This is a genomic window from Pseudomonas sp. WS 5079 (genome assembly GCF_012985465.1).
Classification (GTDB): Bacteria; Pseudomonadota; Gammaproteobacteria; order Pseudomonadales; family Pseudomonadaceae; genus Aquipseudomonas.
In genome coordinates this window covers 777923-791269 of the sequence record NZ_JAAQWN010000001.1, presented here as the reverse complement: position 1 = coordinate 791269, position 13347 = coordinate 777923, and the positions used below count along the sequence as shown (strand labels likewise).

The following is a 13347-nucleotide window of genomic DNA, read 5'->3' as shown; positions in this document are numbered from 1 at the left end:
ATGACCGAGTACAACCCCTCGCTGTACGAAATGCTGCTGCAAAATTTCGACGGTGAGTTGGATCTGCATCAGGTCAGTGAGGAAGACCAGCACGCCCTCTCGGTGCTGGACAACCTGCAGCGGATCCTCAACAGCCGCGCCGGTGCGCTCAGCCATCTGCCCGATTACGGGCTGCCGGACATGGGCCTGATCCTGCAGGGATTGCCCGCCACGGCCCATGGCTTGATCGGCACCATGACCGCCACCCTGCTCAAGTACGAACCGCGTCTGGCAGCGGTCTCCATCGAACTGCAGCCCCAGACGCTGCCGGGGCATCTGGAGTATGCCCTGGACGCGCAACTCAAAGATGGGCAGCACATGAGCTTCGGCACCACCCTGGCGCCCGGGGGCAAAGTGCTGGTGCGTCACTTGAAACGACAGCACTACCTGACCAAGCCTTGAACCTAGAACGGAAGGGAAGCCCAATGACGGCGTTGTTTGAGATGCGTATTCGAGTCGGCGGTGATCCACGCGGCTTCAGTGAATTTACGGTATTGCGTGAGGAATTGGCCAAGCTCAGCCATCCTGCTTGCCCGGATGTGGACTGGGCCAAGGTGGAGCAAAGCTGCCTGGCGTTGTTCCAACAAAATGGTGCCGACCTACAAACAGCGTGTTTTTACACCTTGGCACGCGGTCAACGTCATGGGCTGGAGGGCATCACCCAGGGCGTGGTGTTGCTGGAAGCCCTGAGTCGCGAGTGGGCACGCCTGTGGCCGCCGATGGCGTCGGTGCGTCCGGACCTGCTGGGGTGGTTGTTCGATCAGTTGCAACCGCTGATGCGCAGCATGGCGATGACCGCCCACAGTGTGTCCGCGTTGGTTCAACTGGACACCGAGCTGGCACGTTTGCATGCGCGTTTACTTTCTCAGGCGGCGAATCCTCTGCAGACATTGCAGGCTCTGCGCTACCAGGTGGGCAGCCTTATCCAGCGCCTTGAACAGCGCTATGCATCGGGCGAAATAGTGCTGGATCCCGTTAGAGTGATGACACCGACATTGGTGAAACCTGTGGTGATCCTGCCGCCCCCTGACGTGGAGCCACGCAGGCGGCGTCTGGCCTTGTGGCTGTTTGCCGGGATGCTGATTATCGCCTTGCTCGCGGGACTTGGTTGGCAGACATGGCTGACAAATCAAGACCGTCCACCCCTCATGCCCGAACCCGTGCGATTGGACAGCCTGTCGCTGTTCGATGCCGGAAGCGCAATCCTGAAGCCAGGCTCGACCAAAGTACTGATCAATGCCCTGGTCGGTATCAAAGCCCAACCGGGCTGGCTGATCGTGATCGCAGGGCATACCGATGCGACCGGACCTGTGGAACAAAACCTGGCCCTGTCCCACGCCCGCGCCTCAGCCGTGCGCGACTGGATGCAGCAGATGGGCGACATCGCCGACAGTTGTTTCGCGGTGCAGGGCTTGGCGGCCAAACAGCCTATCGCCAGCAATGCGACCGAGGCCGGACGTACCGTTAATCGGCGTGTGGATATCCAACTGGTACCGCAGGTGGGTGCCTGTGAGCAGACCGCATTGGCGGGGGAAAGTGGTCGATCATAAAGTGCCGACCCAAGTGTTCACCTGCAAGGCGAGCTCCTTTCCTTTCAGCGCGCAATGGCTCTTGGCTGTGGCCGAGGCCACCCGAACCGCATTACCCTGCCCAAGCGTTAGCCCAACTTCGCAGGGGCAATACTTCAAGCAGCGCCCCCGGTTGGAGCGAGATCTGCGCAAAATCCCGCTCCGAAGGCTCACACCTTGACGTTACGCCCCGCCGGCAGCGCCACGATCAATTCAATCAGCAAAATCCCCACCAGCAACAACACCGGCAGGTTCCAGTCTCCACTGTGTTGATAGAGTGCCCCGACTACCAGGGGCCCCGCGACGGCAATCAGATAACCCACCGTTTGCGCCATGGCCGAAATACGCGTGGCGGTGTCGATGCTGGCGGCCTTGGCAACGAACAGGAACGTCCCCAGAGAAAGCCCGGCACCTTGCCCGAAGCCGAGCACACCGGCCCACACGATGGCGCTGGGCAAAGGCGCATACATCAACCCCAGTGTTCCGGCCAGGCACAACAGGATGACTGAAGTGATGTGCGGGCGATGGTCCTGGGTGCGCGCAGCCAGCAAAGGCGTGAAAAAACTGGCGACCATCAGGCTCAGTTGCGAGACCGAGAAAATCAGCGCCGCAGTAGCCACATCGGTGCCACGGTCCCTGAGTAGGGTGGGCATCCACGGCAGAAACACGAACAGGTTCAGCACTTGCAGTCCGAAAAACAGCGTGATTGCCCAGGCCGTGGGGTTGCGATAAACGTTAACGCTCGGCCCGCTATGACCGCTGCCCAACCCATGGTGCGCGGCGTGCCGCAACTGTGGCAACCACAGTAACAAGGCCAGCAAGGCCGGGACGGCCCAGAGCCCGAGGGCATGGAACGCCGAGGCGCGATCAGCCCCCAGCCATTGGAACAGCGGCAGCGAAACGCTGGCACCCAGTACCGCACCGGCTCCAAGCATCAATGCATAGATCCCCATCACCATACCCATGCGTTGCGGACCGAAGCGTTTTCGTGCGAGCACGGGCATGATCACGTTCATCACGGCAATACCCACACTGCCCACTACGGTGCCCACGATCAGCCCGGACTCACCCAGCCCGCGAACGCTGCAACCGATGCTTAGCAGGATCAGCGCGAAAAACAGCGCACGCTCCTCTCCCAGCCAGTGTCGCAACCTTACGCCGGCCATGGAGAACAGACCCAGCAGTGCCAGAGGTAAGGTCGTCACCAGCAAGGTGGAGGTAAAGCCAAGTTGCAGGTTCTCCAACAATGGGCCAACTGTTGTGAAGATCAGCCGCAGGTTCAGCGACACCAGGATAAAACCCACCCACAGCAGCCATGATTGCGCCGCGGTGGTATTGACTTGAGGTGAAACGGTTGAGGTGTCCATCACTGTTCCAACTCCACCAGGACCAGGCTCTTGAGGTGGCCCGCGCAGGCTTCTTGCAACGCCAGCGGTGCCTGGTCCAGGCCTTTGACCAATGTGTGGGCAATCCGAATACCGCTGCCGCGCTGCCACAGCGCCAGTTGCCGGATCCAGGCGTCAAACATTTCTGGTGCCTCTTCGTCGGCACTGAAACCGCGTATCGTCACGCCCTTGAGAATCAGCTGGAAGGTGTCGAGCTCCACCGGTGCCTTCAGGGTTGCGCTGTGGGGGTTCAGTTCCGCTGACACTGCACCGAGCAATACACAACGTGCACCGTGCCGGGCGATCTCCAGCGCGGCCGCCAGTTGTTCGCCGCCGACCATGTCGACGATAACGTCAATACCCTCTGGAGCAACGCGGGCCAGTTGCTCGCGGATTGGCTCGCCTTCGCGTGTGACCACCGCGTCATAACCCAACTGCGCCTGCATCCAGCGGGCTTTCTCCTGGTTGCTGGTCGTGCCGATGACTCGCGTAGCACCCAGCAGTCGGGCGATTTGCCCGGCCATTGAGCCAATCGCGCCTGCACCGCTGGTGACAAAGACCGTATCGCCCGGACGCACTTGCACGCCCTTGACCAGCGCGGCAAAGGCGGTCCAGCCATGCCCGAGCCACGCGGCGGGGTCAACGACCGGGCTGTCGATGTACGTGCATTGTGCGACCGGCACCATTGCATAATCGCGCCACCCCAAAGGATGCATGACCAGGCTGCCGATGCTCAGATCAACGCCGGCGCCGACCTGTACCACCTCGCCAATGGCGCCATCGGCGAGCGTGTCGCCAGGCTTGAGTGGTGGAAAGGGAATGCCCTTTACCTCCTCGGCACCCGCTTCGGCCATCAAGCGGGTAGAGATAGAGACACGAAACCAGCGGTTGCGCACCAGTACTTGCCCGGGGCCGGGTGCTGCAAGCGCGGTTTCGACCACCGCAAAATGTTCGGCCTTGAGTGCGCGTGAGTTGTAACCGAGTAGTTTGACCTCGCGCGCTTTGAGTGTTTGTTCCGTCATGAACGGGCTCCTGCTGTATTCATTTGGAGGTTCCTGGGGCGGTGTAGCCGTTGAAGGTTGGAAACTACGAGATGCCAGAGGCCGCAAGGCGGGCAACGCTGATCGAGCGCCGGGCTCATTGCGCGGCGCCTGCGCGGCAGTTAGGTCTATTTGGCGTTGAGCCCCACCATGCGGCGTATCAGGCTGGTGCTTTGGTGGTAGTCGTAGTCCAGCACCAGGCGATCGCGCAGCAGGGGCTCGCTGAGTGCGTGCTGCTCTTCAAACACCAACGCCCGTGTGGAGTGCTCACTGGCGGCCACGTCCCACACCAGATTCATCAGCAGGTTCTTCTCTCTGGCGCCCACGCTTTGCGTGTCAAGAAACCAGGAGAACTTCTGGCCAAAGGCGGCGTCGGCGGCCAAGTCTTTCTCGTTGAACCTGAGGATCAGGCCTTGTCCGCACAGCTCTCTGAGCAGATGCAGCACCCGGGGCAGTTTTTCCATGGCAAATACCCGTCCGGCGGCCAGTGCGTTGGGGCCAGGCAGCAGTATGTCGCCGTCGGACATCTCGGCCGTTTCGATGGACGCGATGCACATGCCTTTGAGTATTTCTGAAAACTGCACTATTTCGCTGACCCGCTGGCGAACCACCGCAATACCCTCAAGGCCCAGGACTTCCATGATCACCTTGGCCAGTCCGGCGTACAGGTCCGCCTTGGTTTCCAGACGCACCAGCGTGTACCAATGGCTGTATGAGGTCCACAGGTTGAAGAAACCGGCGTTGGCCAGTTCTGGGACGTTTGCCGCCATGATTCGCCAGCGTGGAATGAACACGTTATCGAATACCACCATCGCCTCGGCTTCTTCGCCTTTGGACGTGAGCGGGTGGTCGTAGGCGCTGGCGTGGGGCTGGGAGACAATCTCCCGGCAGAAAATCTTCACCCCCGGCGCATCGGCAGGGACGTAGGCCCAGAATGACTCGTCGGGCGCCGCGGGGTGCAAACTGCCGACAAATATTTCATTGGATTGCGGTGCTACCGTGCCCACGCCTTTGACGCCGCTGATCCAGATGCCCTCGGCGTTTTGCTTGTTGATCCGCATCACCGCACGATCGGGCGGCGTCAGGTTGAGGTCGGTGCCGTGGGTCCGTGCCCGATAGCCTTGAGGGTCAACAATGGCCTCGGACAAATACAGGCTGTTGCGCTCGGCGTAGTCATGGTAATCGGTGATGTTTTCTGCGTACTCGGGGCATTTTTTCCTGAATGTCGGCAGGTGTCCCATCATGCCGACGGCGAAGCTGGCGATCATGTCCAGGCTACGGCAGTGGGTGCCCCAGGTTTTTTGCGCAACGTACATGATTGCGCGGCGTCGCGACGCCAAGTCTGCTTTGTTTCTGGGGGGCATATAGGCAGAAGAGGCCAGGTAACCGTCGGGGCGTACGTACGTCAGAATGTCGTCGTGTTTACCGCTGAACTGTTCCTCGTAGATTTCTGCAACTTGCGATATGCCGCCAGCCGTAGAGAAGTGTGTAGTCACATCTTCAACAACTTGGCCTTGATAAATAACAGTGCGGTCATCACGCAGTGAAGCTTTGAAGGATTCTGCACTTTTCAGATATTTACGCTTGTTTTGCAGATCTGGCATGGTAGCAACCTCAGTAATGTTCAACGTTGTTTGCGTAGGCTCTGGCCCGCTGTCTAGCGCTGGATCAAGGACAACGTTCTAGCGCCACTATAAGATTCAGATGGGAATTAATGTCGTTACAGACTTTGGCGATCCGGATTCTCTGTTTGGCATTTCGAGTACGCGTTGTTTCCCACCCGGACTCTTGTCTTGTTGACCGGGTGTCATGAATATTGAAGTTCGTGCAATGTGTTCGAAGTTGCAGCAACCCGGTTTTTCAAAGCGTGTTTATTGCACTGTCCTACGGCTGTAGCCGGCGATGTTTCCAGCCTTCGGCGCAGCGGTCATAGCGCAGCCGCTCATGCATCCGCCCGCTGCCGTTGGCCCAGAACTCAATTGACTCAAGGCACAACTCGAACAGGCAATATCCGGGTGGGCGTGGCAGCGGGCCGCCGACTAGTGCCAGACGCTGGGCTTGCGCGCGCAACGACTCAATATCGATGAGTTCTTCACTCTGGCGCGAGGCCACCGACATGGGGTGGGTTGCATAGGGCCGACTCTGCCACTGTGCGTCGGCGCGCTCCGACGAAAGCTGCTCGGCGATACCATTGAAAATGATCTGCTGACTGGTTTCACGCCAATACAGCACCCCCGAGGCCCAGGGATTCTCCAGTAGTTCGCGCCCTTTCTGGCTGCCGGCATGGGTGGCGAACACCAGGCCACGCGTACTGATTTCGCTGATCACGATGATGCGTGTCGATGGCCGGCCCTGGCTGTCGGCGGTGGCCAGCGCCAGCGCCCGAGGTTCGCGGATGCCCACGCGGCGTGCACGCTCCAACCAGTTGGCCAGCACGACCATGGGATCGGCGGGCAGCGTCTGGTACTCGGGAAACGGCGCATCCAGCGTGCCGGTGAGAGACTCCGACATACCTTTGCCCAGCAGGGGCTTGCCTTGTAGTGAAGGGTTCATAGCACGATGGTCCCCCGGCCGAACGTGACGCCATTGCCCGATACTTCAACCCGCGTCAGTTGATCGGCCCGGCCCTCAGCCCTGGCGAACATCAGCGACGGCCGGCCGATTTCCACGCCCTGCAGAATCTCGATCTGCTGGCCGAACTCGATCTGGCCGTGGCGTGCCAGGTGAATTGCCAAGGGCCCGGCCGCAGAGCCGGTGGCGGCATCCTCGACCACGCCATAGGCCGGTGAGAACATCCGGCTGCGCCACTGCCGCCCTGCGCCGGCAAAGCAGTTGATGGCCATGTCATGGAAGCTGGCAAGGGCACGATGGTCGGGGTGCAGCGCTGACAGCGCGGCAATATCCGGCAAGCCGACAAACACATGGCGCGGGCCGTTGTGATAGATCTCGATAGGAAAGGTCGAGCCGCTGATCCCCAAGGCGCTGAGCAATTGCGCATCGCGTCCCAAGGTGGTCCAGGTCGGTATGGGCTGGTCCATGCTGGCGGCGATGACGCTGGTGTTGTGGCGCTCCAGTTCAAAAGTGATGGTGCCCATCCGGGTTTCCAGGTACAGCCGGTGATTGTCGGTCTGCGCACCCAACGCAATAGCGGTACCCAGTAATGGATGGCCGGCAAACGGCAGTTCGTTGACCGGGGTAAAAATCCGGATCAACGCATCGCCACCGTTGCGCGGCTTGAGCACGAAGGTGGTTTCCGACAGGTTCATCTCGCGGGCGATACGTTGCATTTGCGTGGACGACAAGTCATCGGCGTCAAAGAACACCGCGACCGGATTGCCTTCCAGAGGGACGCTGGCAAAGGCGTCGATGATGACGTATTGGTGCATGGTTATCTCCCGGCGGCCGAAGCGCTGCTGTCGACAGGTGTGTGGAGGAGGGCATGGCGTAGCAGGTCGGCGATGATGCGTGGGCCTTCCTGGGTCAGCAGCGACTCGGCATGAAACTGCATGGATGCAAACGATGGCCCACGCAGGGCATGTACTTCCCCGGTCTCGCTGTCGCGGCTGATTTCGACGGTTCCGATGCCGTTGATGTCTAGGCGGTCACTGCTGCTCTGGGCGGCGAAGGTGTTATAGAAACCGACCCGTTCGGCGTGGCCAAACAGGTCGATCTGTTTTTGCACGCCCTGGTTGGGAATGGCTCTGCGTTGCAGCTCCAGGCCCAGGCACAGACTCAGCACCTGATGACTCAGGCACACCGCGAGGAACGGTCGCTGCTGGCGCAGCAAGGAGCGGATGGCCACGTGCAGATGGTCGATTTTTGGCAGTTGGGTATCGCTCGGGTTACCGGGGCCTGGGCCCATGATCACCAGGTCATAACCATCAAAGCTGTATTCGTCGCGCAAGCTGCACACCGTTACCACCAGACCCAGGGCACGAAGTTGCTTGGCGATCATCGAGGTGAAGGTGTCTTCCGCGTCGACGATCAACACCTGGCGCCCGTTAAAATCGGCATGGGTCTGTTGCCGTTGCTGGCTGTCCATCAGCCAGAAGTTGGAAACGTAGGCATTGCGGCTGGCCAAAGCCGCCCGCACCTGCAGGTGGCTACCGAAGCGCGAGGGCGCCTGGTTTTTCAATGCGCTAATCAGCCCGGCGGCCTTGGCCCGGCTTTCGGCAGCTTCGGTCACTGGATCAGAGTGGCGCACGATGGTCGAGCCCACGCTGATCTGCACCTGGCCGTTGCCATCGATGTCGGCGGTGCGAATCAGGATCGCCGAATCCAGAGTACGCCCCCCCTTGCCGTCGCTGCCGATCAGCGCAGCCATGCCGCTGTAGTACCTCCGGCCTTGTGGCTCATAGCGTTGAATGACCCGGCAGGCGCTTTCCAGTGGACTGCCGGTGACGGTAGGGGCGAACAGGGTTTCGCGCAGGATTTCGCGTACATCGCGCCGGGTCTTGCCTTCGATGAAGTATTCGGTGTGGGCCAGGTGGGCCATTTCCTTGAGGTAAGGACCGAGCACGCGGCCGCCGTCGTCACAAATGCGCGCCATCATTTTCAGTTCTTCGTCGACCACCATGTACAGCTCGTCGGCTTCCTTGCGGTCGGCCAAAAACTCCATGACCTCTGCCAGGTTGGGACCGGCGGGCGGATAGCGATAAGTACCGCTGATGGGGTTCATCACCGCAAGCCCCTCCTTGACGCTGATATGGCGCTCGGGGGATGCACCGACGAAGGTGCGGTTGCCGGTGTGGATGATAAATGTCCAATAGACACCTTTCTCCCGCTCTAGCAGATGACGAAAGAACGACAGGGCACTGGCTGGTCCGTATTCGCTGATCTCGGCGAGGAAGGTGCGCTTGATCACGAAGTTTGCGCCTTCACCGCAGCCGATTTCGTTGGTGATCACCTGGCTGACGATCTCGGCGTAGCTTGCGTCGCTGAGGTCGAAGCGCTCGTTGTTCAACTGGATGGGCACGTCGGGCAGCAGCCCCAGTAGCTGTTCGATGCCGATGGGCTGCTGTTCGGTGATTTTCATCGCCAGCAATGGCGACTGATCGTCCACGGCGTCAAAGCCACGCTCGGCAATCTGGTGGTAGGGAATCAGCGTCAATACATCCAGGCGAGGCGCGCCGATCGAGGTGGCGGGCAAGTCGATATCGGCCAGGACCGTGGGCTGCGACATCTCGCCTATCAACACGTCCAGCAGTCCCGGGCCGCCGGACTCCGGCCGGTACAGCAGGGCAAACGGCTCGGGCGCCGGTTGCAGGATGCGCTCCATAAGGCGGGCGGCGGCTTGGCTCATGACACCACCTCGTCAGTGGTGACGACCATGGCACAGCGGCTGGCGGCGTATTCGATGGCCATCCAGTGGTGTTCCTTGCTGAAGTCGGCAATAGCGTCGGCCACGAGGAACGGCTGGATATCGTTGGAGTAGGCATCTACGGTCGAGATCAGCACCCCGACATGGGCATACACCCCGCACAGGATCAACTGATCGCGCTCATTGGCGTGCATCCGCTCCAGCAGGTCGGAGTTGAAGAACGCACTGTAGCGCCACTTAGTCAGCAGCCAGTCGCCAGGCTTGGGCGCCAGGGCGTCGACCACCTCGCGGTCAGTGGCGCTGGCCTGCATGCCGGGCCCCCAGAAGTCCTTGAGCAGCCCGCGTTGCGCTTCGCTCATGCTGCCAGGCTGGGCGGTGTAGGCCACCGGCACGCCGTTGTCAGCCGCCCACTGGCAAATGCGCGCGGCGTTGCCCACCACTTCTTCACGCAGGGCGTCGGGCAAGGGCCGTAGGAAGTAGCGTTGCATGTCATGCACCAACAGTACGGCGCGCTCGGGGTCGATACGCCATTGTGCGAGGTTGACAGGCAGGTCGCGGGAGGTGGGTAGGGCATACGGGACGATGTTTGGAATGCCGGTCATGCGACAGTCTCCAGTGGGAAGTTTGCAGTGGGGGCTGCTTGCCAGCCGTTCCAGGCCATCACTGCGGCGAGTGCCTGCTGGGGATTGAGGCGTGGGTCGCAGAGACTGGTGTAGTGGCGGCTGACCTGGAGCAAACCTGCCGCGTCTGTCGCGCATTCGCTGACGTTGTCGGGGGTGGTTTCCAGGTGAAGGCCGGCGGCCACGCCACCGGCTGAAGTCACGGCATGCTTGAAGGTGCAGATTTCCTCGCTAATGGTTTGCACCATGCGGGTCTTGTTGCCGCAAGGGGCGACGATAGTGTTGCCATGCATCGGATCGCTCAACCAGATCACCGGATGGCCGGCTGCACGTACCGTTTCTACCAGCGACGGTAGGCGTTCGCCGACGGCCTGTGCGCCCATTCGCGCAATCAACGTCAACCGTCCTGGCTCGCGTTGCGGGTCGAGCCGTTCGCAAAGCCCCAGCAACTGCTCGCGACCCATCTGCGGGCCGACTTTGCAGGCCACCGGGTTGAGCACCTGGCTGAGCAGCGCCACATGCGCGCCGTTCAACTGTCGGGTGCGCTCGCCAATCCAAGGCCAATGGGTCGACCCCAGGTAGGCCCGGTGCTGGTGATCCTTGCGCAACATCGACAGCTCGTAGTCGAGCAACAGCATCTCGTGACTGGTCCACACCGGCGGGGCGCCTTTATCAAGATCGCGCGGGGCGTCCCAGCCCAGGTGACGCATGATGTTGCGCGCCGATGCATAGCCCTTGAGGATCCGCTGTGGGTTGGCCTGACGCTGTCTGGCATTCGCCGCATGACCGTTGACCATATCGCCGCGATACACCGGCAGCAGCTGTTCGCCGACCTGTTCATGGGGCTTGGATCGAGGCTTGGCATATTGCCCGGCAATCCGCCCGACCCGGATTACCGGGCGGCCCCCGGCCTTTTGCAGCGCCCCGGCGAGCGTCTCAAGCAGTGCGGTCTTGCGTGTCACGCTGTGTACCTGGTGGTCGTCGATGTCTTCGGCGCAGTCGCCGCACTGCATCACCAGCGCCTCGCCCGTGGCGACACGGGCAAGCTGTGCACGCAGTGCCAGGGTATCGCCAACCCGGATCAACGCCGGGCTGGCCCGCAGGCACTCCTGAACCTTGCGCAGGCACGACGGATCGTCCCAGTCGGGTTGCTGCAGCACCTCGCAGCGCTGCACGCGTTGCAATAAATCGTCCATTATTGACCCTGCTTGGCTGGCTATCAGGTGGGAATACCTTCGCGTTTGATTTGCGGCACCGTAATACTTAGTGCGCGCAGTTGCTGGAAGACGTTCATGAACTCGCGATTGCGCTTGATCTTGCCGTCATCCAGCTCGAAGGAATGCAGGAAGTGGTTTTCGTAATAGCCGTCCGGGTAACCGGGGAAGAGGATCTTGCCGTGGCCTTTGCACTCGACCCAGAAGTGATTGGGGTCGTCGGTACCGAAGATCTTGATGTCGTACCATTCCCAGTCCGGAAAACACTTGAGCGACCAGACCGCATGTTCCGCGAGTTTCTGTTTACCGCTGATCACGATCGGTGCGCCGGTATCCGTCGTCCATAGACCGCCACTGCCATCTTCGACGAACAACTCATGTCGACGCAGGCGATCCTGGCCCTTGGTATTCATGTAGGTTGCAACGGTGATGCGATTCTTCTCGCGAAGATCGGAGGCGCCACTGAAGTCGGCTTGGTTAGTTGTGTCTGGCATCATCAATACTCCTTTGATGGTATTTAGACGGAAATGCCGTCGCGCTTTATTTGCGGCATGGCTATGCCTAGTGCGTGCAGCTTGGGCACAGGGTTCATGAACTCGCGGTTGCGCTTGATCCTGCCGTTATCGAGTTCGAATGAGTGCAGGTAGTGGTTCTCGCAGTAGCCTTGCGGATAGCCCGGGATCAGCACCTTGCCGCGCCCGTCGCACTCCACCCAGAGGTGGTTGGGGTCGTCGGTTTCGAAGATCCGTACGTTGTGCCATTCCCAGTCGGGAAAACATTGCTCGAGCCATACGGCAAGGCGTGCCAGGCTCTCGTGGCCCTGGAAAACCAGGGGCTCTCCGGTAGCCGTGGTCCAGTTTCCGCCGCAGCCGTCCTCGCTGAACAAGGTGTGGCGTTGCAGCCGTTCGGCGCCCTTCATGTGCATGTAGCGCTCGACGGTTGCGCGATTGATCCGACGCAACTGCAGGTGGTTTGCGAAGCCTGTCATTGGTGAGGTGTCCTGCATGATTTAAGCCTCCCTGTCTACCGCTGTCCTGGCGGGCATTGCGCTACGGCCTGTTCGCCAGGGCATGCCGGGTATAGCCGATGAAATTGAAGTCAGGCCTTAACGCGATGTGCGACGTCAGCGTTTGCACGTCACGCCAGCTTTTCTGCACCAGATTGCTGCTGAAGTGGGCTTGGGCGCCGCTCAGGCGGAAGATGCGGTTGACGGCGTCCAGAAGCAGTTGTGCAGCGAAGCTCGCATCACGGGCGCAACGTCCGATTTGCAGTGGTGATAACTCACCCTGGTCAATCGCCTGGCAACTGTTGTGCAGCAACAGGCCGCAGGTCTCCAGTGCAGCTTCCGCGCTGGCATAGGCCATGGCCACTTCACCCACTGCCTCGCTGGGGAGGCTGTCACGCCATTGCTCAAGGCACTGCCAGCCGGCCCCCAGGCCACAGGCCAAAAACAGCTGGGCATCGGCGGCAATCGGTGAGGCCTGGTACTGCGGGCCCTGGGCGTGGCGGGAACCACCTTTCATCAAGTCGGTTCTGGCAAAGGTCATATGCGTCGGTACAACCACTGCGTCCAGGATGATCGAGTGACTGCCTGTGCCCCGCATGCCCAGGGTTTGCCAATTGTCGAGGACTTGCCAGGTACCGGCGGGAATGGCGGCGAAGCGTTGCTCCCCGTCATCGACCTCAATGCACAGCAAAGCCCAATCAGCGAAATCAACGCCCGAGAGGTAGTGCCATGTCCCCGTCAAGCGCCAGCCCTGGGCGACGGCCTCGACCTTGCCGGTGGAGCGGAACGAGGCACAAATGCGTACGTCCTGGCTGTCTCCCCAGATTTGCTGTTGTGCAGCCACTGGAAGGTAGGCTGCCATGCGCCCTACGACCGCCTGGATGATGGCGCACCAGGCAGCAGAAGGGCATGCCTTGGCCACAGCCACGATGCGCTGTGACAGTTCGACGAAGGTGCCGGGGTGCCCGCCCTGTTCCCTTGGCACGAAGTAGCGGGAAAAACCGGCGCAGGTCAGCGCCTCCACCACTTCGGCGGCCAGCACACCTTGCTGGTCGGCGTTCAACGCGTGGCGGGCGGCAACTTCACGGACGCGCTCAAGGGGTATCAGTTGAGCGAGGGTGCTCGGCGCTTTCAGCTCTTGCATCGGGTCATCTC

The 13347-nt window shown here is 60.9% G+C and carries 13 protein-coding genes; 2 read left to right on the top strand and 11 right to left on the bottom strand.

All coding sequences use genetic code 11. The features are described 5' to 3' along the window. Positions 1–441 carry a type VI secretion system baseplate subunit TssE gene (gene tssE, locus HBO05_RS03390; protein WP_172311675.1) on the top strand — a complete coding sequence of 147 codons (441 nt, stop codon included), beginning with the start codon at positions 1–3 and terminating at the stop codon, positions 439–441. Positions 442–464: 23 nt separating this feature from the next. Beyond that, on the top strand, positions 465–1589 hold the full coding sequence (locus tag HBO05_RS03385) for a type VI secretion system ImpA family N-terminal domain-containing protein (protein WP_172311673.1): 1125 nt from the start codon (positions 465–467) through the stop codon (positions 1587–1589). 188 nt (positions 1590–1777) lie between these two features. Here the strand turns inward: HBO05_RS03385 and HBO05_RS03380 are convergent, their stop codons facing one another. From HBO05_RS03380 to HBO05_RS03330, 11 genes are all read right to left on the bottom strand, one after another. Continuing rightward, positions 1778–2974 (bottom strand): MFS transporter, encoded by a 1197-nt coding sequence (locus HBO05_RS03380; RefSeq protein WP_169952905.1) that lies wholly within the window; start codon positions 2972–2974, stop codon positions 1778–1780. Further along, complete coding sequence (locus tag HBO05_RS03375; protein WP_169952907.1) at positions 2974–4014, bottom strand: NADP-dependent oxidoreductase; 1041 nt, start codon at positions 4012–4014, stop codon at positions 2974–2976. The genes HBO05_RS03380 and HBO05_RS03375 overlap by 1 nt, the downstream gene beginning before the upstream one ends. Positions 4015–4160: 146 nt before the next feature. Beyond that, complete coding sequence (locus tag HBO05_RS03370) at positions 4161–5636, bottom strand: 4-hydroxyphenylacetate 3-hydroxylase N-terminal domain-containing protein (protein ID WP_170041203.1); 1476 nt, start codon at positions 5634–5636, stop codon at positions 4161–4163. 280 nt (positions 5637–5916) lie between these two features. Next, positions 5917–6543 carry a phenazine biosynthesis FMN-dependent oxidase PhzG gene (gene phzG / locus HBO05_RS03365; protein ID WP_275941748.1) on the bottom strand — a complete coding sequence of 209 codons (627 nt, stop codon included), beginning with the start codon at positions 6541–6543 and terminating at the stop codon, positions 5917–5919. 38 nt (positions 6544–6581) lie between these two features. Then, entirely contained in the window at positions 6582–7418 is an 837-nt protein-coding gene (locus HBO05_RS03360) for a PhzF family phenazine biosynthesis protein (protein WP_169952913.1), read from the bottom strand. A gap of 2 nt (positions 7419–7420) precedes the next feature. Continuing rightward, the gene (locus tag HBO05_RS03355; RefSeq protein WP_170041204.1) at positions 7421–9334 is read right to left on the bottom strand and encodes an anthranilate synthase family protein; all 1914 of its coding nucleotides are present in this window, start codon (positions 9332–9334) and stop codon (positions 7421–7423) included. Next, the gene (locus HBO05_RS03350) at positions 9331–9954 is read right to left on the bottom strand and encodes an isochorismatase family protein (protein ID WP_170057168.1); all 624 of its coding nucleotides are present in this window, start codon (positions 9952–9954) and stop codon (positions 9331–9333) included. Before HBO05_RS03350 ends, HBO05_RS03355 begins: the two co-directional genes overlap by 4 nt. After that, entirely contained in the window at positions 9951–11168 is a 1218-nt protein-coding gene (locus tag HBO05_RS03345) for a 3-deoxy-7-phosphoheptulonate synthase (protein ID WP_169952920.1), read from the bottom strand. The genes HBO05_RS03350 and HBO05_RS03345 overlap by 4 nt, the downstream gene beginning before the upstream one ends. Before the next feature lie 23 nt (positions 11169–11191). After that, the gene (locus tag HBO05_RS03340) at positions 11192–11680 is read right to left on the bottom strand and encodes a PhzA/PhzB family protein (protein WP_170041206.1); all 489 of its coding nucleotides are present in this window, start codon (positions 11678–11680) and stop codon (positions 11192–11194) included. A gap of 23 nt (positions 11681–11703) precedes the next feature. Then, positions 11704–12192, bottom strand: a complete 489-nt coding sequence (locus tag HBO05_RS03335; RefSeq protein WP_172311671.1) for a PhzA/PhzB family protein — start codon at positions 12190–12192, stop codon at positions 11704–11706. Between the two features lie 43 nt (positions 12193–12235). After that, positions 12236–13336 (bottom strand): hypothetical protein, encoded by a 1101-nt coding sequence (locus tag HBO05_RS03330; protein ID WP_170057170.1) that lies wholly within the window; start codon positions 13334–13336, stop codon positions 12236–12238. Positions 13337–13347: the final 11 nt, after the last annotated feature.